We start from the raw sequence: 26595 nt of genomic DNA, 5'->3' as shown, positions 1-26595 counted from the left end.
ACCTGAGGGCAGACAGCCGCACCTGCAGCCGTCTGCCGCAGATCGACTCATCCTGCAAGGCCGCGCCGCCATGCCCTCCCCCTATATAGGGCGCTTCGCCCCTACTCCCAGTGGTTATCTGCATTTCGGTTCGCTGCTGGCCGCCGTCGCCAGCTATCTGGACGCACGCCATCATCAAGGGCAATGGTTGGTCCGGGTCGAGGATCTCGATACCCCGCGTAACGTGCCTGGCGCCACTGACCATATTCTGCATACTCTTGACGCCTATGGCCTGCATTGGGATGGCGAGGTCGTGCGCCAGAGTGATCGGCTTGCGCTCTATCAGCAGGTGATCGATGACTGGCTGGAAAACGGCCAGGCCTATCATTGCGACTGCTCACGCCAGACCATTCTCAATCATGGTGGAGTCTATCCGGGCATCTGCCGGGAGCGAGGCCTGCCCGCTGCAGCAGATCATGCCGTGCGCCTGCGGGTCAGCGACCAGACAATGGTTTTCCAGGATCGCCTGCAAGGCGCGTTCCGCCAGCAACCGGCTACCACGTCGGGGGACTTCATCATCCGTCGACGCGACGGCATCATCGCCTATCAGCTGGCGGTGGTGATCGACGATATTGCCCAGCAGGTAACCGATATCGTACGTGGTGCCGACCTGCTGGACTCCACGCCCCGGCAACTATGTTTATACCAGCTGCTGCAGCAACCGGCGCCGCGCTATCTGCATGTGCCATTGGTGATGCGCCATGACGGCGAAAAGCTCAGCAAACGCCTCGGCTCGACCCCACTGGAACCCCGCCAGGCCACCGCCACCCTGTACCGCGCACTCAGCGTGCTGGCGCAAAATCCGCCCTCACAACTGAGCACCGCCCCCATCAGCGAGCAGCTCGACTGGGCCGTGGCACACTGGCAACCGGACCGGCTGCCAGCAAAGCGGCACATACTGGACCCAACAATCTGAACGCCCTCAGGGTGACAACCCAACCGCGCATGATTACCATCGCTGCACTGTCCAAGGGTGTTCTCCATGTATATTTACCGCCTGGTATTGCTGCTGGTCATCGGCATCTACCTGTTCTCTCCGGCCATCATGGATTGGTGGATCGAGCCCATGGGTGCCTGGTATCGCCCCTACGTGTTGTGGCTGATCCTGATCATTGCCGGCATGCTGCTGCAGAGCCCAAGGGATACCGATGAGCTTTGAACTGAGTCTGCTGATACTGCTCAGCGTCGCCTACCTGATCATCCTGTTCAGTGTGGCCTGGGCCACCGAGCGAGGCCTGGTGCCAGCAGCGCTGGTGCGCCACCCGGTGGTCTACACCTTGTCGATCGGCGTATATGCCAGTGCCTGGGCTTTTTATGGCACGGTCGGCCTGGCCTATCAGTACGGTTACGGCTTCCTGACCTATTATCTGGGCGTATGCGGTGCTTTTCTGTTGGCACCGGTGCTGCTCAACCCCATTCTGCGGATAACCCGCACCTATCAGCTGTCATCCCTGGCAGACCTGTTCGCCTTCCGCTTTCGCAGTACCTGGGCCGGCACCCTGACCACAGTGTTCATGCTACTGAGCATGTTGCCGCTGTTGGCGCTGCAGATTCAGGCAGTGGCCGACTCGGTACAGATACTGACCCATGATCCACGCCAGCGACCGGTAGCACTGGGGTTCTGTCTGCTGATCATTCTGTTCGCCATCCTGTTCGGCGCCCGACATATTTCGGCCCGGGAAAAACACGAAGGGCTGGTATTTGCCATTGCCTTCGAGTCGCTGGTCAAGCTGGTATGTCTGTCCGCAGTCGGTCTGTATGCCCTGTTCGTGGTGTTTGAGGGGCCAGCCGGCCTGGAGCTGTGGCTGAGCCATAATCAGGAAGCCTTGAAGACCCTGCACAGCCCATTGCAGGAGGGTCCATGGCGGACCCTGTTGCTGGTGTTCTTTGCCGCAGCGATTGTCATGCCACACATGTACCACATGGCATTCACCGAAAACCTGAACCCCAGAGCATTGAGCTCGGCCAGCTGGGGACTACCCTTGTTCCTGTTGCTCATGAGCCTGGCGGTACCGCCGATTCTCTGGGCCGGTCTGTATCTCAATGTGCCGACCAATGCCGAGTACTACACCCTGGGGCTCGGCGTCGCCGCCGGCGCCGACTGGCTGACACTGGTAGCCTTCATCGGCGGTATTTCCGCCGCCAGTGGGCTGATCATCGTGGTGACGCTGGCGCTGTCGGGCATGGTGCTCAACCATATGGTGCTGCCGGTCTATCAACCGAGTGCCGACAACAATATCTACCGTTGGCTGCTATGGACGCGACGCGGTCTGATTGCCGCCATCATCATGGCCAGTTACGGCTTCTATCGATTGCTGGGTACCGATCAACACCTGTCCAACCTGGGTATCACTTCCTTCGTGGCTACCGTGCAGTTTCTGCCCGGTGCCTTGTCCGTCCTGTATTGGCAACAGGCCAACCATCGCGGCTTCATCGGCGGACTGATCGCCGGCATGACCATCTGGACGCTGACCCTGTTATTGCCGATGATCACCGGCATCGAAACCCTGCACATTGCGGGACTGCAGCTGACACTGGATGCCGAGTCCTGGCACGTTTCCGCCATAGTGTCGCTGACGACCAACATCGTCGTCTTCACATTGATTTCGTTGTTTACTCAACGCCCGACCGATGAAGTCAGTGCAGCGGAAGCCTGCCTGGTGGACAACGTCAGAAGGCCACAGCGCATGGAGCTGGTCGCCAGTTCACCTCAAGAGTTTGCCCAGCAGCTGGCCAAGCCATTGGGCAATAAAGCGGCACAACAGGAAGTCGAGCAGGCACTGCGCGATCTCAAATTGCGCTTTGACGAGCGCCGTCCCTATGCCCTGCGGCGCCTGCGCGATCGGCTGGAGGCCAACCTTTCCGGACTGATGGGGCCGGCGGTGGCCCAGGAGATGATCGAGACCTTCCTGCCCTTCAAGCTGGCCCGTAACGGATACGTTACTGAAGACATCCACTTCATCGAGAATCGCCTGGAGGACTATCATTCACGGCTGACCGGCCTGGCTGCGGAACTGGATGCACTGCGTCGCTATCATCGTCAGACCCTGCAGGATCTGCCGATGGGCGTATGCTCGCTGGCCGAGGACAAGGAAGTGCTGATGTGGAACCGTGCCTTGCAGGAGCTGACCGGTATCGCCGCCGACAGCGTAATCGGTTCCCGGCTGGAAAATCTGCCCGCCCCGTGGAATGATCTGCTGGAGCGCTTTGTCAACGATGAGTCGGCGCATCTGCACAAACAGAAGCTGCTCAACAACGGTCAGACCCAGTGGTTGAGTCTGCACAAGGCAGCGATCGACGAGCCGGGCAATGCCCGCGGCGGTCTGGTACTGCTGATCGAGGATCAGACGGAGACGCAGATGCTCGAGGATGAGCTGATCCACTCCGAACGCCTGGCCTCCATCGGTCGACTGGCCGCCGGGGTAGCCCATGAAATCGGCAACCCCATCACCGGCATCGCCTGTCTGGCGCAGAATCTGCGCGAAGAGTCCAACCAGGCCGAGACCCTGGAAGCTGCCGAACACATACTTGACCAAACTCGTCGGGTATCGCGTATTGTCCAGTCCATGGTCAATTTTGCCCATGTCGGCAGCCGGCACAACAACACCAATGATGAGGTGGATCTGGCGTCCTGCACCAACGAAGCCATCCATCTTCTGTCACTGAACCGCAAGGGACCCGAGGTCAACTATGTTAACCTGTGCGATACCGCCCACCGGGTAGCCGGTGACAGCCAGCGTCTGGTGCAGGTTCTGATCAACCTGCTGGGCAATGCCCGCGATGCCAGCCGCAGCGGTGACAACGTCACCATCCGCACGGTTCAGGATGAACACCAGATTCTGTTGATGGTGGAAGACCAGGGCAGCGGTGTCGAACGGGAACTCAAGGATCGTCTGTTCGAGCCTTTCTTCACGACCAAGGAGCCGGGAGCAGGAACCGGTCTTGGACTCGCACTGGTCTACTCGATCATCGAGGAGCATTATGGTCAGATCACGGTAGACAGCCCCATCGATGAAGCAACACAGCGGGGAACCCGATTCATCGTCACCCTGCCCCGCTATGGCGTCTTTAGTTCCGGTACCGTCTGATTTGCCGTCGACGGTGACCACAAGAGGTAAATATGTCGCATATTCTGGTTGTTGAAGACGAACCCATCATTCGCACCGCATTACGGCGATTGCTGGAGCGCCACCACTACCAGGTCAGTGAAGCCGGCGCCGTCCACGAAGCTGTTGAGAATTACCGCCTGGACGAGTTTGCGCTGATCATCAGTGACCTGCGCCTGCCCGGCGAGCCCGGGACCGAACTGATTCGACGCGCACCTGATACACCGGTACTGATCATGACCAGCTACGCCAGCCTGCGCTCGGCGGTAGACTCGATGAAGCTCGGCGCGGTGGATTACATCGCCAAGCCCTTTGATCATGAAGAAATGCTGCAGACCGTCGCCCGCATCATTGAGGCCAATCAACAAACCCGAGCCGCGCCCCCGGCAATCCCGTCAACAGCGACCACCGAAACCGAAACCCAGGAAATGGGCATCATAGGCGCCAGCCCAGCGATGCTGACGCTGTTCAAGCGCATTCGCAAAGTGGCACCGACCATGTCCACCGTGCTGATCCAGGGCGAATCCGGTACCGGCAAGGAGCTGGTGGCTCGTGCACTGCACGAGAACTCCCCGCGCGCTCGCGCGCCGATGATTTCCGTCAACTGTGCGGCCATTCCCGAAAGCCTGATCGAATCGGAACTGTTCGGCCATGAAAAGGGCGCCTTTACCGGTGCCGTAGCCGGTCGCACCGGTCTGGTCGAGGCCGCCAACGGCGGCACCCTGTTCCTCGATGAAATCGGCGAACTGCCACTGGAAGCCCAGGCACGCCTGTTGCGCGTCCTGCAGGAAAGCGAGATCCGCCGCGTCGGTTCCGTTCAGTCACAAAAGGTGGATGTGCGGCTGGTGGCGGCAACCCACCGCGACCTGAAGACTTTGGCACGCCAGGGTCTGTTCCGTGAGGATCTGTACTATCGTCTCAACGTAATCGAACTGCGCCTGCCGCCCCTGCGCGAACGCGGTGATGACGTCATGCTCATTGCCGAGGCGCTGCTGGCCCGTATCGGCCGCAACATGGCTACGCCTACATTGCATTTCAACAAGGAAGCAACCGATTCCATCCGCCACTACCAGTGGCCCGGTAACGTTCGCGAACTGGAAAATGCCATCGAGCGTGCAGCAATCTTGTGCGATGAAGACGAAATATCCACCGACTTGCTGGGCATCGAACCGGATATCGAACAGGAACGGACCTCTCAGGCCACCTCAGCACTGGAGTCCATGCGCTCCCCCAGCACGAGCAACACCGAGCCGGCAGAAGATCTGTCACTGGAGGATTATTTCCAGCATTTCGTACTCGAGCATCAAGAGCACATGACCGAAACCGAGCTGGCTTACAAGTTGGGCATCAGTCGGAAATGCCTGTGGGAGCGCCGCCAGCGCCTGGGAATTCCGCGCAAGAAGACGGCCAACTCCTGAATGTTGCTCCTTCTCCTCCAAACGGAGGATGCCCGCCACACATGAAGTGTTACCTGTCACCTATACAAACTGTTACCCCTGACCCGCGAGGGGTAACACTTTAACGGGGCATACGGTAACGAACCCCTCCCTCTCCCCTTTCTCTCAATCTGCAAAAAATCCTAACCCATTGTTTTAAAACGAAATTAAAAAGATGGCACGACAAGTGCTTTATTACTGACAGAACAAAAATAAAAACCGGAAGTACCCCATAACAAAAACAAGATTAAGCTCCACACCTAACAACAACAAAACGTGCGAGTGCAGCAAACTGATTTTTTTGGAGAGTGGGAATTACAGCAGGCGAACAGGATGTTCGATTGGAAACCAAGAAGAATAAAAGTTGCCCAAGCAACCTACAGGTTCCGATGCCGATACTGGCCCCCGCTGCTTCCTAAGCGTCCAAAGCAATCCGCTTGCTTTAGGCAACCCGGGATGGGTTTAACGGGGTGACACTGTCACCCAGCCCAAAAGAACAAGAAACAGCTCAAACAACAACAATAAAAAACCATTAGGGGGAGTGAACACTCCCCTTGAGCTTTTCCTCTCGAATTATCTTCAGCTTCACTTCGCTACAAATCCCCCGTCATTCACGCTAGAATGGCTGCCTGTTGATACAGGCAACGCTGTATTCGAACCCGAACTTCCGTCTATCCAGTGCTTGCCCATGACATTCATGTTAACTTCGGCTTTTTGAAGCCTCTGTAAAATGCAAGCGGCCAGGGACATCCGGCGCCACCGTTTTTCACAGGATTCGAGGTCTGGGTTGGATACGCCGGTGGACTCCCCGCTCATATGATTCGCAAGCTACTGAAAAAGATTCCCTCTCCTTTCGGGCGACCCGCCCATAGGCGCACTACGCCTGCCATAATCCCGCCCACCCAGCACGCTCTGCAACGCCGCCAGATCAGCCGTAATGCGGTGAATGTGGTTGAGCGCCTGCAACAAGCCGGTTATCAAGCCTTCGCCGTCGGCGGCTGCGTGCGTGACCTGCTGCTGGATATGGACCCCAAGGATTATGACGTCGCCACCAGCGCCACGCCGGAACAGGTTCGCGCCACCTTCCGCAACTGCCGTCTGATCGGCCGTCGCTTCAAACTCGCCCATGTGCATTTTGGTCGTGAGATCATCGAGGTGGCCACTTTCCGCGCGGGTCACGCCGAAGAGGACGACAGCGACCTAGGTCGCGAGCAGTCCTTGCAGAGCGAATCCGGACGGCTGCTGCGAGATAACGTCTATGGCACTCTCGAACAGGATGCCCAGCGCCGCGACTTCACCATCAACGCGCTCTATTACGACCCCTGCACCGGCAACATCCATGATTATGCCAACGGCCTGCAGGATATTCGCAATGCCCGGGTGCGCCTGATCGGCGATCCGGTACAGCGCTACCAGGAAGACCCGGTGCGCATGTTGCGCGCAGTACGCTTTGCCGCCAAGCTGAACTTCGAGATCGAACCGCATAGCGCGGCGCCGATTCCCGAGCTGGCCGAACTGCTGTACGACATCCCCGCTGCACGGCTGTTCGATGAGATTCTCAAGTTGCTGCTCAGCGGTCAGGGTGAACGGACTTTCGATCTGTTATTGGATTATGATCTGTTCGCTCCGTTGTTCCCCGATACCGATGAGGCCATCGACGAAGATCCGGGCTACACCCTGAAGCTGATACGTCAGGCCCTGCGCAATACCGACGATCGTATCCACCAAGGGCGCCCGGTCACGCCGGCCTTTCTGTTTGCTGCACTGCTCTGGCCGGCGCTGCCGCAGCGCACCCGTGAACTCCAGGCTCAGGGCATCCCGCTGATTCCCGCACAGCAGCAGGCCACCCACGAACTGCTTGCCGAACAGTGCCGGCATACCGCCATTCCCAAACGCTTCAGCATTCCCCTGCGGGAGATCTGGGACATGCAACCACGGCTGGAGCGACGCAATGGCCGCCGCGCTGATCAGCTGCTTGAACACCCACGTTTTCGTGCTGCTTACGATTTTCTGCTGTTACGCGAAACGGCCGGCGAAGAGACCGGCGGACTGGGTCAGTGGTGGACCCGTTATCAGGACGTCGGCGCCGATGAGCGCCGCCGCATGATCCAGCAGCTGAGTGGTGAGCCCGCAGCCAAACGCTCACGTAATCGCCGCAAACGCAAGCCATCAGGTGGGTCAGATAGTTGATGCAACGCTGCTTCATTGCCCTTGGCAGTAATCAGGCCGATCCCGCTGCGCAGGTAACCAATGCGTTCGCCGAACTGCAGAAGCTGCCGCAGTCCTGCCTGCTGGCGCGCTCTTCACTGTACCGCAGCGCACCGCTTGGCCCTCAGGATCAGCCAGCCTTCATCAATGCCGTGGCCATGCTCGAAACAGCCTTGCCGCCTGAAGCACTGCTGGATTGTTTGCAGGATATCGAACAGCGCAGCGGCCGGGTACGCAAAGCGGAACGCTGGGGACCGCGCATCCTGGATCTGGATATTCTGCTGTATGGTGACCGCATCATTGATACCCCGCGCCTGCAGGTTCCGCATTATCATATGCACGCCCGTTCCTTTGTGCTCTATCCGCTGGCAGAATTGGCGGCGGATCTGAGGATGCCTGATGGCACAGCCCTGCAACAATTGCTGGATGCCTGCCCATCAGAGGATCTGGAGCGCCTGTCCGGCGCCGTTTTAGGTTGAAAGGTGTATTTTCTGGAGCATCATCGTTCAAGTCAGGAAGACTATACTGCTGAGGCTGTCATCACCCTGAGCAGGCGGAGCGACAGACAGCTCGCCTGCCTGCCGATCACAGCCATGTTGCCTCTGAGAGGCCGAATTACTGGAACCTGCCATGCCTGACATAACCCTCACCACGCTCAACAAGCTCAAGCAGTCCGGCGAGAAATTTGCCTGCCTGACCGCTTATGATGCGCTTTTCGCCCACCTGGAAAGCACGGCGGGCGTTGAGCTGTTATTGATTGGCGACTCGCTGGGAATGGTACTGCAAGGTCACGACAGCACCTTGCCGGTTACCGTCGAGGATATGGAATACCACACCCGCGCAGTCAAACGGGGTAATCAGGGCGCGCTGATCATGTCCGACCTGCCGTTCATGAGCTGCGCCACGCTGGACCGCGCACTGGATGCCAGCACCCGACTGATGCAAGCCGGCGCCCACGTGGTCAAGCTGGAAGGTGCCGGCTGGCTGGCCGACACCATCAGCGTACTGACGCGCAACGGCATTCCGGTGTGCGCACACCTGGGTCTGACCCCGCAGAGTGTCAATGTCACCGGCGGCTACAAGGTCCAGGGTCGTGAAGAAGCCCAGGCCAGAGAACTGCTTGCCGACGCCATTGCCCTGGCTGAAGCCGGTGCCGCCCTGCTGCTGCTGGAGTGCGTACCCAGTACGCTGGCGGCAGAAATCACCCGCTCAGTGAATATCCCGGTCATAGGTATCGGCGCCGGTCCGGATACCGACGGTCAGATGCTGGTAGTGCATGACATGCTCGGCCTGTCGTTCAACGGTCGCATGGCCAAGTTCGTGAAGAACTTCATGACCGGCCAGCCGGATATCCAGTCGGCCCTGCGCGCTTATGTGGCAGCCGTGAAAGCGATTGAATTCCCGACGGCCGAGCACGAGTTCTGATACCCATGAATACATTGCATTCGATTGCCCAGCTGCGCGCTGCATTGACACGCGCCCGCCAGGAGAACAAACGCATCAGCCTGGTACCCACCATGGGCAATCTGCACGCAGGGCACATTGCCTTGGTGGAGAAGGCTCGGCAGCGTACCGACTATGTCGTGGTCAGCATCTTCGTCAATCCGCTGCAGTTCGGCGCCAACGAGGACCTGGACAGCTATCCGCGCACACTGGCGGAAGACCAGCGCAAGTTGCTGGATGCCGGCACCGACCTCATCTTTGCACCCAATGTCAGCGAAATGTACCCCGAAGGCATGCACGGTCACACGCTGATCAGCGTGCCGGTGGTGTCAGAGGGGCTCTGTGGTGCCAGCCGCCCCGGTCATTTTGATGGCGTATCCACGGTCGTCAGCAAACTGCTGAACATAGTGCAGCCGGATCTGGCGATATTCGGCGAGAAGGATTTTCAGCAGCTGGCGGTGATCCGCAAGATGAGCCAGGACCTGTGTCTGCCAGTGCAGATCATGGGTGAGCCCATAGTGCGCGCGGACGATGGCCTGGCGCTGTCTTCACGCAACGGCTACCTGAATGAAGAGCAACGCCGCAGCGCGCCCTATCTGTATCAGACACTGCGACATATTGAGCAGCAACTCATCTCGGGGCGCCGTGACTTTGCGGCAATCATCGATGAAGCTCGCGTAGCCTTGGTCGATGCCGGCATGAAGCCCGACTACCTCGACCTGCGCGACGCTGAAACCCTGCAGCCAGCCACCGCTGACACGCAGGATATCATCATCCTTGCCGCAGTCTTTCTTGGCACCACCCGCCTGATCGACAACCTCCGCCTCAACCTCGCCTGACGATCCACAGCCGGGCACCTGCCCGGCTGTTCCAACTCCAACATATAGACCAAAGAAGGGTTGAATTGCCTTCGATTCTGGTCAACCCTTGGTACAAACAACCTGAAGCAGAGGCTGCCGGCATCACTGCAGACCTCCTGCGGTCAACAATAACAACAGAGGACCATGCCATGTACAAAACTGAGCAGCACAAGGTTTCCGAAGCCGCGCGGCGCGAGACCCACCTTGACGCCGAGGGTTACGAACGCCTGTATCGCCAATCGATAGAACAGCCGGATACCTTCTGGGCCGAGCAGGCCACCCGCTTCGTGGACTGGATGCAGCCGTGGAGCAAAGTCCATGAGAGCAATATGGAAAAGGGCGAAGCGGCCTGGTTCATTGACGGCAAGTTGAACGTCAGCGCCAACTGTATTGACCGCCACCTGGCCAAGCGTGCCGACCAGACGGCGATTATCTGGGAAGGCGACGATCCGAGCGAAGACCGCCACATCACCTATCGTGAACTGCACCAGCAGGTCTGCCGCCTGGCCAACGTATTGAAGGCCCGTGGCGTGAAGAAAGGTGATCGCGTCTGCCTGTACATGCCGATGATCCCCGAAGCGGCCTTCGCCATGCTTGCCTGTACCCGTATCGGCGCGGTGCACTCGGTCGTGTTCGGTGGCTTTTCCCCCGACGCCTTGCGTGATCGCATCCAGAATGCCGAGTGCCGTGTGGTGATTACTGCCGATGAAGGCGTGCGCGGCGGCAAGAGCATTCCCTTGAAACAGAACGTAGACAAGGCGCTGACTGACTGTCCGGATGTGCACACCGTGGTCACCGTCAAACGCACCGGCGCCGATATTCCCTGGCATGAACATCGCGATGTCTGGTGCCATGAAGCTTGCGCTGCGGTCAGCGATAACTGCGAGCCCGAGCCCATGGACAGCGAAGACCCGCTGTTCATCCTCTATACCTCCGGCTCCACCGGCAAGCCCAAAGGCGTACTGCATACTACCGGCGGCTACCTTCTCAGCACCGCCCTCACCCATCACTATGTATTCGATTATCACGAGGGCGAAGTCTACTGGTGCACCGCCGACGTCGGCTGGGTCACCGGGCACTCGTATATCGTCTATGGCCCCCTGTGCAACGGCGCCACTACGCTGATGTTCGAAGGCGTGCCGACCTATCCGAATGCCTCACGCTGCTGGGATATCGTCGACAAGCACAAGGTCAATATCTTCTATACTGCACCAACCGCGATCCGCGCCTTGATGGCACTGGGTGATGAACCGGTCAAGTCGTCCTCCCGTGCCAGCCTGCGCCTGCTCGGCAGCGTCGGCGAGCCGATCAATCCGGAAGCCTGGGAGTGGTATTACCACGTGGTCGGCGACGGTCGTTGCCCGGTGGTTGATACCTGGTGGCAGACCGAAACCGGCTCCATCCTGATCGCGCCCCTGCCTGGCGCAACCGATCTGAAACCCGGCTCTGCCACCCGCCCCTTCTTCGGCGTAGAGCCGGCACTCTATGACAACGAAGGCAATGAACTGCATGGGGTAGCCGACGGCAACCTGGTGATCAAGCGCTCCTGGCCCAGTCAGATCCGCACCGTGTATGGCGACAATCAGCGCTTTATCGAAACCTATTTCAGCACCTACAAGGGCGTCTACTTCACCGGTGACGGTGCGCGCCGCGATGAAGACGGCTATTACTGGATCACCGGACGAGTGGATGACGTGCTGAACATTTCCGGTCACCGCATCGGCACCGCTGAAGTGGAAAGCGCGCTGGTATTGCATGATGCGGTTGCTGAAGCCGCCGTTGTGGGCTGCCCGCATGACATCAAGGGCCAGGCAATCTACGCGTATGTCATGCCCATGCATAACGCCACACCGTCCGATGAACTGCTGGCCGAGCTCAAGGCCTACGTCAGCGAGCAGGTCGGCGCCTTTGCCAAGCCAGACTTCATTCAATGGGCTCATGGCCTGCCGAAGACCCGCTCGGGCAAGATCATGCGCCGCATTCTGCGCAAGATCGCCTGTGACGAGCTGGATACCCTCGGTGATACCTCAACCCTGGCCGATCCCAGCGTGGTCGAGGAGCTGATTGAACATCGTCTGAACCGGGCAACCTGACGGCAAACTGTTGTCCTATGTGACGTCGACCTCTATTCTTGCCGCTATCCCGGATAAAAGCAGAGGAAGTCTTCCATGCAAGAGGTCGTCATTGTTGCTGCCACCCGAACTGCCATCGGCAGTTTCGGTGGCCAGTTTGCAAACATCCCCGCCCATCAGCTGGGCGCCACGGTTATCCGCGCGCTGCTCGAACAGACCGGAATTGATCCGGCCAGCGTGGATGAAGTCATTCTCGGCCAGGTATTGACCGCCGGTTGCGGGCAGAACCCTGCCCGTCAGGCCGCAATCCATGCCGGCCTGCCGCACAGCGTGCCTGCGCTGAATATCAACAAAGTCTGCGGCTCCGGGCTCAAAGCCGTGCATCTCGCCGCCCAGGCCATACGTTGTGGCGATGCGGAGATCATGATTGCCGGTGGCCAGGAGTCCATGAGCCTGTCCCCTCACCTGTTGCCCAGCTCCCGAACTGGCCAGCGCATGGGCGATGGCAAACTGATCGATAGCATGGTGCATGATGGCTTGTGGGATGCCTTCAACAACTATCACATGGGCATTACTGCGGAGAATCTGGCCGAACGCTACGACCTCAGTCGTCAGCAACAGGACGCCTTTGCCCTCGCTTCACAACAGAAAGCAGTTGCCGCGCAGACCGCAGGTCGCTTCGCTGCTGAAATCACCCCGGTACTGGTGCCCCAACGTAAAGGTGAAAGCCTGAGTATTGCCCAGGACGAGCAACCGCGCGCCGCCACCACCCTCGAGTCCCTCGGCCGTCTGCGCCCGGCATTCAAGAGTGATGGCACTGTGACTGCCGGTAATGCTTCCAGCCTCAATGATGGCGCAGCGGCGGTGATGCTGACCAGCGCCGAAAAAGCCCGCGAACTCGGCCTGCCGGTGCTGGCCCGTATCGCCGCTTATTCCAGTTCTGGGGTAGATCCAGCCGTCATGGGGATTGGTCCGGTGAGCGCGACCCAGCGCTGCCTGAGCAAGGCTGGCTGGAAAGTCGAAGAGTTGGATCTGGTGGAAGCCAACGAAGCTTTTGCCGCTCAGGCGCTGGCCGTAGCCAGCGAACTGCGCTGGGACCTGGACAAGGTCAACGTGAATGGCGGCGCTATCGCCCTGGGCCACCCCATAGGTGGATCGGGCTGCCGGATCCTGGTGACACTGTTGCATGAAATGCAACGTCGCAATGCTGGCAAGGGCCTCGCCACCTTATGCATTGGTGGCGGCCAGGGCGTTGCATTGGCACTGGCGCGCGACTGAGCCTGCCGCTTCATGCCAGCCTGAAACGCTCGATTACCCGGTAACGCACACCGTGCTCACCGCGGCTGCTGAGAAACAGGCTGATGTGTTCTACCGGGAAAGCCGGCATGGACAGCTGGGCATGCCGCTGCAGAAACGCCTGCAGTGGCACACCCGGCTTTACCCGCGCCAGGGTGATATGCGGCGCGTACGGCCGATCTTCAACCATCAGCCCCAGCGGTAGCAGTCGCGCCTCCAGCGCCTGCTGTAATTGATGGAGCTGCAGGCTGGGCGCAAGCCCGGCCCACAGCACGGAGGGCCGCTCAGGCGTTCCGAAATATCCCACGCCCTGCACAGTCAGCGAGAAAGCCGGACCGGGCACGTCGACCAGCGCCGTCGCCATGCGCCCAGCACACTCCTCGTCCACACTACCTATGAAGTTCAACGTCAGATGCAAATGTTCCGGTTCATGCCAGTGGGCCGAAGGATAGTCCTCGCGCACCGCTGCCAGCCCCCCTCTGACCGACTCCGGCAATTCGATTCCGACAAATAGTCGCAGCATGGACTGGGCTCCACAAAACCGCTGATGAAAAAATCGGCGCACCGTCAGGCACCTTGGTTGACCTTATGCGAAAGCATTCGCAGCGGTACAATAACACCCATGCGCCTCGACCGATTCATCGCCAGACAGACCGAGCAAAGCCAGCAGACCGCACGTCTTCTGATCACAACAGGCCGCGTGCAGGTCGACGACCAGGTCGTTCGCGACGCTCAGCAAGCCGTCGACCGCTTCGCCACAGTGCGACTGGACGATAGACTCCTGCAACAACACACACCCTTGCATTTCATGCTGCACAAGCCACACGGTTACCTGAGCGCCACCTGCGACCCGCTTCACCCCACTGTGATGGAGCTGCTTGCCGAGCCGCTGCGCCAGCAGCTGCACCTGGCCGGGCGACTGGACCGCAGCACCACCGGCCTGCTGATTCTCACCAATGACGGCCTCTGGTCCCGCCGCCTGACCGAGCCCGGCCAGCGCATTCCCAAGGTCTATCTGGTGGGCACTGCCGAGCCGATCGCCGCCCACGCCGCTGAGTGCTTCGCACAGGGCATTCATCTGGCCCGCGAGGGTGTCGATACTTCCCCTGCGCAGTTGCAACTGCTGGGCCCCTGTCAGGCCCGGCTGACCATCCATGAAGGCCGGCACCACCAGGTGAAGCGCATGTTCCACGCCGTGGGCAATCGGGTGACTTCATTGCATCGCGAAAGCATGGGTATTATCGAACTTGACCCGACGCTGCATCCCGGCCAGTACCGGGCGCTGACCCCCAGGGAAATCGCCTGCGTGCCCGTCGCCGGCAGCCGCTTGGTTTAGCCGCGCCTGGATTGCTACTCTGTGGAGACACAGACAATCCGCAGGTTAAGCTCATGCATACCATCATTGCGGGACGATACGAACTCCAGAGCGGTGCAGATGCCGCTGTGACGGCGTTGCAACGGGCGGGCTTTCAGCGGGAGGCACTGGCAGCCTTCTATATCAACCCCAACGGCCAGCATGCCATTTACCCCATTGGCGGAGATGATGAAAGCTCACCCGGCGCCCGTCATTCCGGTATCGGCGCGGTAAAGGCTGGCGCTATCGGCGCGGTGGTCGGTGCGGCTGCCGGTGCGGCAACTATCCCCCTCATCGGCCCAGTGGGTATCGTTATCGGCGCTGGCATCGGTGCCTATACGGGCTCACTGATCGGCGCTGTCAGCAGCACCGACAGGGAATCGGCAGTGGATGAACAGACCGGCCAGCCCGCCGCGACACAGCCCAAGGTCACCGAGCGGGCACCGGGCGTGCTGGTGGCGGTACGGGTCGATGACCACTCGCGGCAACGGGCCATAGACACTTTCCTGGCCACTGGCGCGGAGGATATCGAGCACGCCCAGGGCGAACTGAGCGATGGCCACTGGCAGGACTTCGACCCGCGCGCCGTAGTGCAGCGCGTGTGATCAACCAACCAACCAGGCCAACGCGTCCGCTTCCCGCTCGGGCCGGAAGGACTTGACTTCCAGTCCGGGGATGATGGCACCTTCAATCTCGCCCATCTTTCTGATCCAGTCCTTGCTACTGATGATCGCGCATCGATCGAACTGCCGTGTCAGCCGGAACAACTCCGGCAGGTTCGACAGCTCCACACCAATCGCGCCCACAGTAGGCATTTGCAGCTCACCGATACGCATCAGCAACTGGCCATGCTGAATGCCCTGCGCCTGGGTGAAGAGTGCGCGCAAGCCACTGCGCATACCATCGCTGTCGAGGTGCCCGGCGATATCCATCTCCAGCCGTTCGTTGCCGACACGCATTACCTGAAACATGTGTATCTCCTCTGCCTGCCCGTGTACCCATCAGTATAGACAACCCATCGATTCCGACTGCTGATGATCAAACATGGAATCTTTTGCCCGCGCCCGACGTCCATTACTAAGACAGATGCGGAGGTGAATGATGAGCGATGATCAACACGAACCCGACGAACAGGCGCTGACCGACGCCGCCAGACGAAAGGTGGAAGAGGACAACCGCGAGGCCCCCGATGACCGGCCCATGGGCCCGATTGGCAATATCCCCTCCCGCGCCGAGTCGCTGGAGCGTGCCGGTGAAGCCGGGTTGACCGAAGCGTCCATGCCCGGCCAAGGCCCGACTGCGGACGAGGCCACCCCGGAAACCCTGAATCCTGATGACGGCTCGCGCTCGGCCGAGGAAGCGGGCAAACCCACCACGCCTGCCGATACCGAACTCACCGATGTCGGCAAGGCCGGAGCCGGTGGCCGCTACGGTCTGGACGAAGCGGAACTGGGTCGAGCCAAGCCGCTGGACGGCAAACCCTGGGATGGCGACCCCAACGAACCCCTGGAATCGGAAACCGCCACTGACCGGAGCCTCACGGCCGATCCCGACAGCGAGCCTGATCGGTCCTGACCAATTCCGGCGCATAAAAAACCCCGGCTCCAGGCCGGGGTTTTCATTGCACCGCCGCAAGGGCGGTACGACAGGGCTCAGACGCCGCTGTTTTCAGCCGCTTCCACATCCTTCATGGACAGCTTGATACGACCGCGGTTGTCCACGTCCAGTACCAGCACCTTCACTTCCTGACCTTCCTGCAGCACGTCGGTAACCTTCTCGATACGCTGGTTGGCGATCTGCGAGATGTGTACCAGACCGTCCTTGCCGGGCAGGATGCTGACGAAGGCACCGAAATCAACGATGCGCTCGACCTTACCGGTGTAGACCTTGCCGATTTCAGCTTCAGCAGTAATACCATCAACCCGTGCCTTGGCAGCGTTGGCGGCATCCTTGCTGGCAGCAAAGATCTTCACGGTGCCGTCATCGGTGATGTCGATGGACGCGCCGGTTTCTTCACAGATACCACGGATGGTTGCGCCACCCTTGCCGATCACATCACGGATCTTGTCGGAATCGATCTTCATGCTGATCATGGTCGGTGCGTTGGCAGACAGCTCCTTGCGGGAAGCCGGCAGCACCTGGTTCATCTGACCCAGGATATTCAGACGCGCGTCATGGGCCTGGTGCAGAGCCAGTTCCATGATCTCTTCGGTGATGCCCTTGATCTTGATGTCCATCTGCAGCGCAGTAACACCTTTCTCGGTACCGGCTACCTTGAAGTCCATGTCGCCCAGGTGATCCTCGTCACCCAGGATGTCAGTCAGGATGGCGAACTTCTCGCCTTCCTTGACCAGACCCATGGCGATACCCGCTACCGGCGCCTTCAGCGGCACACCGGCGTCCATCAGGGCCAGAGAGGCACCACAGACCGAGGCCATGGAGCTGGAACCGTTGGATTCGGTGATTTCCGAGACCACACGGATGGTGTAGGGGAACTGCTCCATATCGGGCATCACTGCCTCGATACCACGACGAGCCAGACGACCATGGCCGATCTCGCGACGGCCAGTACCGCCCATACGACCACACTCACCTACCGAGTAGGGAGGGAAGTTGTAGTGGAACATGAAGGGGTCTTTCTTCTCGCCTTCCAGGGTATCCAGCAGCTGCGAGTCACGGGCAGTACCCAGAGTCGTCACCACCAGCGCCTGAGTTTCACCACGGGTGAACAGCGAGGAACCGTGGGTGCGATCCAGCACACCGACCTCGATGTTCAGCGGGCGTACTGTTTTGGTGTCACGGCCATCGATACGCGGATTGCCGTTGACGATGCTTTCACGCACGGTGCGGTACTCGATCTCACCGAATGCGTCCTTGACTTCACCCGCGCTGAACTTGCCTTCTTCACCAGCCAACGCCGCGATGGAAGCATCCCGCAGCTCACCCAGACGGGTGTAGCGCGATTGTTTGTGAGTGATGGTGTAGGCTTCGCTGATGCCTGTGCCGAACTCCGACTTGATGGCATCCAGCAACGCGGTGTTTTCCGGGGCGGGCTGCCAGTCCCAAGCCGGTTTGCCCGCTTCGGCAACCAATTCTTTGATCGCTTCGATGGCCGGCTGGAATTCCATGTGGGCGAAGAGTACTGCACCCAGCATCTGGTCTTCGGACAGTTCCTGCGCTTCGGACTCAACCATCAGCACGGCGTCTTCGGTACCGGCAACGATCATGTCCAGACGCGAGGTCTTCAGTTGTTCGTAGGTCGGGTTCAGAACGTAGCCATCAACGTCGTCAAAACCAACACGGGCACCGCCGATCGGGCCGTCGAAAGGAATACCGGAAATGGCCAGTGCGGCCGAAGTACCGATCAGCGCAGCAATATCCGGATCAGTCGTCTTGTCTGTGGAGACCACGGTGCAGACCACTTGGACTTCATTCATGAAGCCTTCCGCGAACAGCGGGCGGATCGGACGGTCGATCAGACGCGAAGTAAGGGTTTCCTTCTCGGTGGGACGGCCTTCACGCTTGAAGAAGCCACCGGGGATGCGGCCTGCCGCATAGGTTTTCTCGATGTAGTGCACAGACAGAGGGAAGAAGTCGCGACCGGCATCGGCGTTCTTTGCGCCCACCACGGTAACCAGAACGCTGACTGCATCATCAATGCTGACCAGAACCGCGCCGGAAGCCTGACGCGCAATGCGGCCGGTTTCCAGGGTAATGGTGTTGTTGCCCAACTTGAATTGTTTGATAACCGGTTTCACGGTGTCTTCTCTCTCTGTATTTGCCTTTGGGGAAACTCTGGGCATGGTCGGGTTTCGGACCCGGCCATGTCCAAACGGGACCGGTCTTAGCGACGCAGACCCAGACTGCTGATCAAGCTGCTGTAGCGGCTCAGATCCTTGGACTTCAGGTAATCCAACAGCTTACGACGCTGGTTGACCATACGGATCAGACCGCGACGGGAATGGTGATCCTTCTTGTTGTCCTTGAAGTGACCCTGCAGCTTGTTGATGTTGACAGTCAACAGAGCTACCTGGACTTCAGGAGAACCGGTATCACCTTCGCCACGTGCATACTCGGATACGATTGCAGCTTTTTCTTCAACGCTCAGTGCCATGACAGCTATTCCTCTGAGGTAACAGGCCGGGACGTCTGTCCCGTGTTTTAAATCGAGGAATGACCATGCCTGTTGACAGCCACCCTCGTTGCGACCCTTGTGGGTCAACTTCTATAAATTCATTCAGCCATTGAAGCGCATCAGACGTTTGGGTGCCACTCGCGCATCGTCGGTCATTTCACCGATACCGATGAAGCGTCCTTCGTGGTCACGCAAGCGAACCATACCGAACGCCGGGCTGCCTGGCACCCGCACTGCCTGTCCATGATTGAGGTAAAAGGCGGTCTGCTCGGTAAGCTCCACCACCGGCCAATCTTCCAGCCCGCTGTCATTTGGCAACAACAGGTGATCCAGCGCGGTAGCGCCGCCTTCGGCATGCAAGGCTTCGAGCGTTTCCAGCGTTACCGCCTGGGTCAGATCGAACGGGCCGGCCTGAATCCGGCGCAGCTCGGAAACGTGCGCTCCACAGCCCAGCGCAGCACCCAGGTCTTCAACCAGGGTGCGAATATAAGTACCCTTGGTACAGTGCACTTCCAGCCGTAGTCGATCGCCCTCCAGCGCCAGTAACTCAAGCCGGTTTATAGTAACAGATCGCGGCTTGCGCTCCACTGTTTCCCCGGCGCGAGCCAGCTTGTACAGCGGCTGGCCTTCATGCTTGAGCGCCGAGTACATGGGCGGTATCTGCTGGATGTCGCCGCGAAAGCGCGGCAGCAAGGCCTCGACCTCGGCGACAGTGACCTGGCACGGCTTCATTTCCAGCACATCACCTTCGGCATCACCGGTAGTCGTGGTCATGCCCAGTCGCGCTTCGGTGACATAAGCCTTGTCTGCATCAAGCAGATACTGGGAAAACTTGGTCGCCTCGCCAAGGCACAGAGGCAACACGCCACTGGCCAATGGGTCAAGACTCCCGGTATGCCCACCCTTGCTCGCATTGAACAACCAGCGCACCTTTTGCAGTGCAGCATTGGATGTCATGCCCAGCGGCTTGTCGAAAATCAGTACGCCGTCGATATCACGACGCTTGCTACGCGGTGCGGACACGTCTACTCCTCAACATCCCCGGAGTGCTGACGATCCTGCGCAACAGCACGTTCGATAAGGGAAGACAAGTGCACGCCGCGGCGTACGCTCTCATCGTAGTGGAAATGCAGTTGCGGGATACTGCGCAACTTCATTGTCCGCCCGAGTTGCACACGCAAGAAACCCGCTGCGTCTTTCAACGCCGCCAGGTTGAGCGCGATATCTTCATCGGTCGCTTCGCCCATCAGGGTAATGAAGACCTTGGCATGCGCCAGATCACGACTGACTTCAGTGGCGGTGACAGTAATCATGCCTACACGCGGATCGCGCACTTCGCGCTGGATCAGCAAGGCCAGCTCACGCTGCATCTGATCAGCTATCCGCTGGGTACGACTGTATTCTTTGGCCATAACGTTACACTCGAAAAACGATGAGACTGAAAACACCAAAGCCGGAAGCCGCGCCAAGGCGACTTCCAGCTTCCAGCTACCAACTTCTGGCTGGTGTTACAGCGTCCGCGCTACCTGAACCCGCTCGAATACCTCGATACGGTCACCGGCACGCACGTCGTTGTAGTTCTTCACACCGATACCACACTCCATGCCGTTGCGTACCTCAGCAACGTCATCCTTGAAGCGACGCAGGGATTCCAGCTCGCCTTCGTAGATGACCACGTCTTCACGCAGTACGCGGATCGGACGGTTGCGGTGCACAGTACCCTCGATGACCATACAACCGGCCACCGCGCCGAACTTCGGCGAACGGAACACGTCACGGACTTCGGCAACGCCCAGAATCTGCTCGCGAACATCGCTGCCCAGCATACCCGTCAGGGCCTTCTTGACGTCTTCGATGATCTCGTAGATAACGCTGTAGTAGCGCAGATCCAGACCTTCGCCTTCGATGACCTTGCGCGCCGATGCATCAGCTCGCACGTTGAAACCGAAGATCACCGCGTTGGAAGCCAGGGCCAGGTTGGCGTCGGTTTCGTTGATACCGCCTACGCCGCCCGACACGATCTTGACCTGAACTTCGTCGTTACCCAGTTCGTTGAGTGAACCTTGCAGCGCCTCGAGCGAGCCACGCACATCCGCCTTGATGACGATGTTGAGTGTTTTCTTCTCGCCCTGGCCCATGTTCTCGAACATGTTTTCCAGTTTGGCAGTCTGCTGTCGAGCCAGTTTGATCTCGCGGAACTTGCCCTGACGGAACAAGGCCACTTCGCGCGCCTTCCTTTCGTCAGTGACCACGGTCATTTCGTCACCGGCACCCGGCGTACCATCAAGACCCAGAATGGCTACAGGAATGGACGGACCGGCTTCCTTCACGCTCTTGCCGTTCTCATCCAGCATGGCACGTACGCGACCATAATTGACGCCGGCCAACACTACGTCACCCTGACGCAGCGTACCATTCTGAACCATCACAGTGGCGATCGGACCACGGCCCTTGTCCAGACGCGATTCGATCACGACACCGCGCGCCGGTGCTGTCGGCTGAGCCTTGAGCTCAAGAACCTCGGCCTGCAGCAGAACCGCTTCGAGCAGTTCGTCGATACCGGTACCCACCTTGGCCGAAACGTGCATGAACATGGTATCGCCACCCCACTCCTCGGGGACTACGCCACGGGCTGCCAGATCGTGCTTGATACGATCAGGGTCAGCTTGCTCCTTGTCGATCTTGTTCACTGCCACGACCAGTGGTACACCGGCCGCCTTGGCGTGCTGAACAGCCTCTTCAGTCTGTGGCATCACACCGTCATCAGCGGCCACTACCAGAATCACGATATCGGTGGACTGAGCGCCACGGGCACGCATCGCGGTAAAGGCGGCGTGGCCGGGGGTATCAAGGAAGGTGACCATGCCGCGATCAGTCTGCACATGATAGGCACCGATGTGCTGAGTAATACCGCCGGCTTCGCCTGAAGCCACCTTGGCGCGACGGATATAGTCGAGCAGCGAGGTCTTACCGTGGTCTACGTGACCCATAACGGTCACTACCGGAGCGCGGCTGATTTCCTCGCCTTCAAAGTGCATCGCTTCTGCCAGGCGATCTTCCAACTCGCTTTCACTGACATGCTTGACCTGGTGACCCAGGTCTTCGGCGACGATGGTCGCAGTGTCCTGATCCAGCACCTGGTTGATTGTCACCATGTTGCCGTTCTTGAACATGTACTTGATGACTTCGGCTGCCTTCACCGACATCTTCTGGGCCAGTTCGGCCACGGTGATGGTTTCACCGATTACCACTTCTCGCACTACAGGTCCTGTCGGCTTCTCGAAGCCGTGCTGATTACTACGTTTCTTCTGCGCCTTGAGCTTGCCGGCACCACCCCGACGACGTGCATTGTCATCATCACTGGTACGTGCGGCGCTGCGACCCTTGCCAGGGCCTCCGGCGCGCTTGCGGCTACGCTCGTCTTCCTCGGCCCGGGCCTGGCGACGTTGCTCATCCTTCTTCTTCGCGGCAGCAGCCGGTGACGGCGCCGCTTCCACAGAAGCCTCATCGGCTACTGCAGTCGGTTGCGGCGCAGCCGGCGCTGCGGATTCGGGCTGCGGCGCAGCCTCGGCTGGCTGCGCTACGGCTGCCTGACGCGCAGCTTCTGCCGCCAGGCGCGCTTGCTCTTCCTCGGCCTTGCGCTTAGCTTCAGCTTCGGCTGCTGCCTGACGCGCTTCTTCGGCCGCACGCAGCTCTTCCAGCTCACGCTGGCGTTCAGCTTCGACGTCTACTTCATCGCGCTTGACGTAGGTTCTCTTCTTGCGCACTTCCACGCTGACAGTTTTGCTGCCCGCCACTTTCAGAGTGCTTACGGTTTTACGCGTCAGAGTAATCTTGCGCGGCTCCGTTGCCGAATCGCCATGATTGCTTTTCAGAAACGTCAGCAACCGCTGTTTTTCATCGTCCGAAACGGATTGTCCCGCACCAGTCTGCGGCAACCCAGCTTCCTGCATCTGTTGCAACAGGCGCTCTACCGGCGTACCTGTTACTTCAGCCAATTCTTTGACCGTCACTTCCGCCATTCACTTTCTCCTCAGTCGGGGGCCGGGCGTTGCCGCCCAGCGATGCTGCCAGCCGACCGGTTTATTCAAACCAGGGGGCCCGGGCTGCCATGATCAGGGCGCCGGCGCGGGCTTCGTCGATTCCATCAATATTCAACAGATCGTCCACGGATTGTTCCGCGAGATCTTCCATGCAAAGGATGCCTTGGGCTGCCAGCTGGAATGCCAGGGCGCGATCCATGCCCTCCATATTCAGCAGATCGTCCGCAGGCTGGACCTCTTCCAGTTTTTCCTCGTTGGCAATCGCCTTCGTCAGCAGGCGATCCTTGGCTCGCGACCGCAGCTCGTTGACGATATCTTCATCAAAACCGTCGATCTCCAGCATTTCCTCCATGGGTACGTAGGCAATCTCCTCCAGTGAGGTAAAGCCTTCGTCGACCAGAATCTGAGCCAGCTCTTCATCTACATCCAGCTCATCGAGGAAATTGCGCAGCACATCACCGGTTTCGGCTTCCTGTTTTGCGCGAATATCGTCTTCGGTCATGACATTGAGAGTCCAGCCGGTCAATTGACTGGCCAGCCGGACGTTCTGGCCACTACGGCCGATTGCCTGGGCGAGGTTGTCCTCCGCCACGGCGATATCTATGGTATGCGTGTCTTCATCCAGAATGATCGAAGCCACTTCGGCTGGCGACATGGCGTTGATCACGAACTGGGCCAGGTTGTCATCCCAGAGCACGATATCCACCCGCTCACCACCCAGCTCGCCGGACACCGCCTGAACACGCGAGCCGCGCATACCGATACAGGCACCCTGCGGATCAATACGCTTGTCTTTCGAGCGCACCGCAATCTTGGCCCGTGAACCCGGATCGCGAGCAGCGCCCATGACCTCGATCAGCTCTTCGGAAATCTCCGGCACTTCGATACGGAACAGTTCGATAATCATTTCCGGGCAGCTGCGCGACAGTACCAACTGCGGGCCGCGATTTTCGACACGGATATCCTTGAGCAGCGCGCGGATGCGGGTGCCGGTGCGGAAGGTCTCGCGCGGGATCATTTCCTCGCGTGGCAATACCGCTTCGGCATTATTGCCCAGGTCCACGATGACACTGTCACGGGTAACTTTCTTTACCGTGCCACTGATGATCTCACCCAGCCGGTCGCGGTACGCGTCAACCACCTGGGCACGCTCTGCTTCACGGACCTTCTGGACGATGACCTGCTTGGCGATCTGCGCGGCGATACGACCGAACTCGACTGAATCGATCTTCTCTTCAACCACATCACCGACATTCAATGCCGGGTCGCGAGCGTGCGCCTGATCCAGCGCTAACTGCATATCTGGCTCTTCGAAGTCATCGTCCACTACCACAGTCCAGCGGCGGAAGCTGTCGTAGTCGCCGGTCTGGCGATTGATTTCCACCCGCACGTCGACTTCGTCTTCATAGCGCTTTTTGGTGGCCGTTGCCAAGGCCAGCTCCAGCGCCTCGAAAATGACTCCGGGCGGCACGCCCTTCTCATTGGATACGGATTCCACAACCAGCAGCACTTCTTTGCTCATCGTATGCCTCGCCTAACGCCGTCCATTGGGGCCACTGGAGCCCGAAAAATGCTCAAAACCGCGGAATGATGTTACTTTTATCGATGGTATCGATGGGCAGCAGGTACTCGTGTTCTTCCACCTGCAATACAACCTCATCGCCTTCCACCCCGCGGATGACACCTTGAAAATTCCGCCGGCCTTCATAGGGCACGCGCAATCTGATTTTGGCCTGTTCGCCAACATAAGCGGCAAACTGCTCGAGAGTGAACAAAGGTCTGTCCATTCCCGGAGAAGATACTTCCAGAGTGTAATCGCCACTGATGGGGTCTTCCACATCCAGCACCGCACTGGCTTGCCTGCTGATGGTCGCGCACGCTTCCACGCTCACGCCGTCAGGGTGTTCGATATACACTCGCAGCAGACTGTGACGCCCCTGCGAAAGAAACTCGATCCCCCAACAACGATAGCCCAGAGCTTCGACAATCGGGACCAGCAGGCCCTCCAATTCGGTAACTTTGCCGGACAATTTCACCGCCTTTCTTGAATGAATAAAAAATGGGCCTAAAGCCCATCCTGGTTCCGGCCACTTCATCTTGTGAAGTCCGGAGTTAACAAAAAGCCCCTGAAAAGGGGCCTTTGACTGGTTGCGGGGGCAGGATTTGAACCTACGACCTTCGGGTTATGAGCCCGACGAGCTACCAGACTGCTCCACCCCGCGTCGAATCTAGGGCATGAATTATACGCTCGGCAGCCTAACAAGACAACCTGGCATATTGTGCCCGGAAAAAACAAAGGGCCTGCGTTGCTGCAGGCCCTTTTTATTGGTGCGGAAAATGGGACTCGAACCCATACACCCTAAGGCACTACCCCCTCAAGATAGCGTGTCTACCAATTCCACCACTTCCGCAAAACTGTTGGCTTACTCTACGACCGGAATATCGCTGGTCACAGGTGCCTGAGGAGCCTGATCTTCAAGAACAGGAACATCTTCACTAACCGGGGCGCGCGGCTCGCTCTGCATCATCGGAACCGGAAGGCCCGCATCACGAACGTCGCTCGCCTTGTGGCTGGCATAAAAAGCCAGACCCAAAGAGGTGACAAAGAATACAGTCGCCAGCACAGCTGTCAAGCGACTTAGAAAAGTAGCCGAACCCTGGCTGCCAAAAACCGTACCGGACGCACCGGAACCAAAGGACGCACCCGTCTCCGCACCCTTGCCTTGCTGGATAAGAATCAACCCAACCAGACCAATGGCGACCAGGAGATGTACAACCACAACTACGGTTTGAATCATTTAGCTTGTCCCGCGGCGCGCGCTATCGCACCAAATTCATCTGCATTGAGAGAGGCTCCACCTACCAACCCCCCATCGATATCCGGCATGTCAAACAGTGCCTGAGCATTATCCGCTTTAACGCTGCCACCATAGACAATCTGTACGCACCGGGCCTGCTCATCATCAAGCACTGCAAGGCGCGCACGAATCATGGCATGGACGTCCTGAGCCTGTTCCGGCGTAGCCGTCAGACCCGTACCAATTGCCCAGACCGGCTCGTACGCCACCACACCCTGAGCCAAACCGCCAACACCGAAGGTGTCCAGCACAGCCTGCAATTGACGCTCGACCACATTCGCAGTTTCGCCGGCATCATACTGCTCGCGCGTCTCGCCAACACAAAGAATGGGGCGAAGACCGCAAGCCAGTGCCGCGGCGAACTTACGACAAATCACTTCGTCAGTCTCACCGAACAGACTGCGCCGCTCGGAATGACCAACCAGTACAAATTCACAACCCGCATCACGCAACTGTGCCGGAGATATCTCGCCGGTCAACGCGCCGGATTCCGCCTGAAATGCGCAACTCTGTCCAGCCAGCCGCAGCGGCGAACCCGTCAGCGCGTGATGACACTGCTGAATATACAGTGCCGGAGGCGCAACCAGCAGATCGACCTCTTCGGGCCACTGCTGCTCATTCAATCCGGAGAGCAACTCATCAACGGACTGCCGAGTACCGTACATTTTCCAGTTTCCGGCGACCAGCGGACGACGCATGCCTAACCTCTCAGCTCAAGCGGGCGCCAATGTTAACCAAGTTGCCA

General features: G+C 59.1%; 24 protein-coding genes and 2 tRNA genes. 13 read left to right on the top strand and 13 right to left on the bottom strand.

All coding sequences use genetic code 11. The annotated features are described in order from the left end of the window. Positions 1-70 precede the first annotated feature (70 nt). From gluQRS to INT39_RS19955, 10 genes are all read left to right on the top strand, one after another. Positions 71-955 (top strand): tRNA glutamyl-Q(34) synthetase GluQRS, encoded by an 885-nt coding sequence (gene gluQRS, locus INT39_RS20000; RefSeq protein ID WP_193075731.1) that lies wholly within the window; start codon positions 71-73, stop codon positions 953-955. A 66-nt stretch (positions 956-1021) separates the two neighbouring features. Then, a complete protein-coding gene (locus tag INT39_RS19995; protein WP_036993100.1) occupies positions 1022-1198 on the top strand; it encodes a hypothetical protein in 177 nt (58 codons plus the stop codon). Further along, the gene (locus tag INT39_RS19990; protein ID WP_193075754.1) at positions 1182-4127 is read left to right on the top strand and encodes a sensor histidine kinase; all 2946 of its coding nucleotides are present in this window, start codon (positions 1182-1184) and stop codon (positions 4125-4127) included. Before INT39_RS19995 ends, INT39_RS19990 begins: the two co-directional genes overlap by 17 nt. A 32-nt stretch (positions 4128-4159) precedes the next feature. Then, positions 4160-5563: a sigma-54-dependent transcriptional regulator gene (locus INT39_RS19985; protein ID WP_193075730.1), complete on the top strand. Its 1404-nt coding sequence runs from the start codon at positions 4160-4162 to the stop codon at positions 5561-5563. Positions 5564-6397: 834 nt separating this feature from the next. Next, positions 6398-7771 (top strand): polynucleotide adenylyltransferase PcnB, encoded by a 1374-nt coding sequence (locus tag INT39_RS19980; RefSeq protein WP_193075729.1) that lies wholly within the window; start codon positions 6398-6400, stop codon positions 7769-7771. Further along, positions 7771-8268 (top strand): 2-amino-4-hydroxy-6-hydroxymethyldihydropteridine diphosphokinase, encoded by a 498-nt coding sequence (gene folK, locus INT39_RS19975; protein ID WP_193075728.1) that lies wholly within the window; start codon positions 7771-7773, stop codon positions 8266-8268. The genes INT39_RS19980 and folK overlap by 1 nt, the downstream gene beginning before the upstream one ends. A 151-nt stretch (positions 8269-8419) precedes the next feature. Beyond that, positions 8420-9214: a 3-methyl-2-oxobutanoate hydroxymethyltransferase gene (gene panB / locus INT39_RS19970; protein WP_193075727.1), complete on the top strand. Its 795-nt coding sequence runs from the start codon at positions 8420-8422 to the stop codon at positions 9212-9214. Between the two features lie 5 nt (positions 9215-9219). Next, on the top strand, positions 9220-10071 hold the full coding sequence (gene panC / locus INT39_RS19965) for a pantoate--beta-alanine ligase (RefSeq protein WP_193075726.1): 852 nt from the start codon (positions 9220-9222) through the stop codon (positions 10069-10071). Between the two features lie 170 nt (positions 10072-10241). Further along, positions 10242-12185, top strand: coding sequence for an acetate--CoA ligase (gene acs, locus INT39_RS19960; RefSeq protein ID WP_193075725.1), 1944 nt, complete (start codon positions 10242-10244; stop codon positions 12183-12185). Positions 12186-12260: 75 nt separating this feature from the next. Continuing rightward, the gene (locus INT39_RS19955; RefSeq protein ID WP_193075724.1) at positions 12261-13442 is read left to right on the top strand and encodes an acetyl-CoA C-acetyltransferase; all 1182 of its coding nucleotides are present in this window, start codon (positions 12261-12263) and stop codon (positions 13440-13442) included. Positions 13443-13452: 10 nt separating this feature from the next. Here the strand turns inward: INT39_RS19955 and thpR are convergent, their stop codons facing one another. After that, positions 13453-13983 carry an RNA 2',3'-cyclic phosphodiesterase gene (gene thpR, locus INT39_RS19950; RefSeq protein WP_193075723.1) on the bottom strand — a complete coding sequence of 177 codons (531 nt, stop codon included), beginning with the start codon at positions 13981-13983 and terminating at the stop codon, positions 13453-13455. Positions 13984-14082: 99 nt separating this feature from the next. Here thpR and INT39_RS19945 point away from each other — a divergent pair, with 99 nt between their 5' ends. Next, positions 14083-14796 (top strand): pseudouridine synthase, encoded by a 714-nt coding sequence (locus INT39_RS19945; RefSeq protein WP_193075753.1) that lies wholly within the window; start codon positions 14083-14085, stop codon positions 14794-14796. Positions 14797-14849: 53 nt separating this feature from the next. Then, positions 14850-15419 carry a hypothetical protein gene (locus INT39_RS19940; RefSeq protein ID WP_193075722.1) on the top strand — a complete coding sequence of 190 codons (570 nt, stop codon included), beginning with the start codon at positions 14850-14852 and terminating at the stop codon, positions 15417-15419. Here INT39_RS19940 and INT39_RS19935 read toward each other — a convergent pair whose 3' ends face one another. Continuing rightward, positions 15420-15785 carry an STAS/SEC14 domain-containing protein gene (locus INT39_RS19935; RefSeq protein ID WP_193075721.1) on the bottom strand — a complete coding sequence of 122 codons (366 nt, stop codon included), beginning with the start codon at positions 15783-15785 and terminating at the stop codon, positions 15420-15422. A gap of 130 nt (positions 15786-15915) precedes the next feature. Here INT39_RS19935 and INT39_RS19930 point away from each other — a divergent pair, with 130 nt between their 5' ends. Beyond that, positions 15916-16389 (top strand): hypothetical protein, encoded by a 474-nt coding sequence (locus INT39_RS19930; RefSeq protein WP_193075720.1) that lies wholly within the window; start codon positions 15916-15918, stop codon positions 16387-16389. A gap of 77 nt (positions 16390-16466) precedes the next feature. Here INT39_RS19930 and pnp read toward each other — a convergent pair whose 3' ends face one another. From pnp to tpiA, 11 genes are all read right to left on the bottom strand, one after another. Continuing rightward, a complete protein-coding gene (gene pnp / locus INT39_RS19925; protein ID WP_193075719.1) occupies positions 16467-18572 on the bottom strand; it encodes a polyribonucleotide nucleotidyltransferase in 2106 nt (701 codons plus the stop codon). Between the two features lie 86 nt (positions 18573-18658). Then, entirely contained in the window at positions 18659-18928 is a 270-nt protein-coding gene (rpsO, locus tag INT39_RS19920; RefSeq protein WP_090271506.1) for a 30S ribosomal protein S15, read from the bottom strand. A gap of 123 nt (positions 18929-19051) precedes the next feature. Next, positions 19052-19972, bottom strand: coding sequence for a tRNA pseudouridine(55) synthase TruB (truB, locus tag INT39_RS19915; RefSeq protein WP_193075718.1), 921 nt, complete (start codon positions 19970-19972; stop codon positions 19052-19054). Positions 19973-19974: 2 nt separating this feature from the next. Further along, on the bottom strand, positions 19975-20361 hold the full coding sequence (rbfA, locus tag INT39_RS19910; protein ID WP_193075717.1) for a 30S ribosome-binding factor RbfA: 387 nt from the start codon (positions 20359-20361) through the stop codon (positions 19975-19977). A 96-nt stretch (positions 20362-20457) separates the two neighbouring features. Beyond that, positions 20458-22971 carry a translation initiation factor IF-2 gene (gene infB / locus INT39_RS19905; protein ID WP_193075716.1) on the bottom strand — a complete coding sequence of 838 codons (2514 nt, stop codon included), beginning with the start codon at positions 22969-22971 and terminating at the stop codon, positions 20458-20460. Between the two features lie 61 nt (positions 22972-23032). Beyond that, positions 23033-24514: a transcription termination factor NusA gene (nusA, locus tag INT39_RS19900; protein WP_193075715.1), complete on the bottom strand. Its 1482-nt coding sequence runs from the start codon at positions 24512-24514 to the stop codon at positions 23033-23035. A 52-nt stretch (positions 24515-24566) separates the two neighbouring features. Beyond that, a complete protein-coding gene (rimP, locus tag INT39_RS19895) occupies positions 24567-25022 on the bottom strand; it encodes a ribosome maturation factor RimP (RefSeq protein WP_193075714.1) in 456 nt (151 codons plus the stop codon). Between the two features lie 115 nt (positions 25023-25137). Beyond that, positions 25138-25214, bottom strand: a tRNA-Met gene (locus INT39_RS19890). Positions 25215-25318: 104 nt separating this feature from the next. Continuing rightward, a tRNA-Leu gene (locus INT39_RS19885) sits at positions 25319-25403 on the bottom strand. Between the two features lie 12 nt (positions 25404-25415). Continuing rightward, entirely contained in the window at positions 25416-25790 is a 375-nt protein-coding gene (gene secG / locus INT39_RS19880; RefSeq protein WP_193075713.1) for a preprotein translocase subunit SecG, read from the bottom strand. Then, positions 25787-26548, bottom strand: a complete 762-nt coding sequence (gene tpiA, locus INT39_RS19875) for a triose-phosphate isomerase (RefSeq protein WP_193075712.1) — start codon at positions 26546-26548, stop codon at positions 25787-25789. Before tpiA ends, secG begins: the two co-directional genes overlap by 4 nt. Between the last annotated feature and the right edge of the window lie 47 nt (positions 26549-26595).

The sequence above is a fragment of the Pseudomonas sp. FME51 genome, assembly GCF_014897305.1.
Note: the sequence above shows the minus strand (reverse complement) of the source record. Positions and strands in the feature narration are given on the sequence as shown.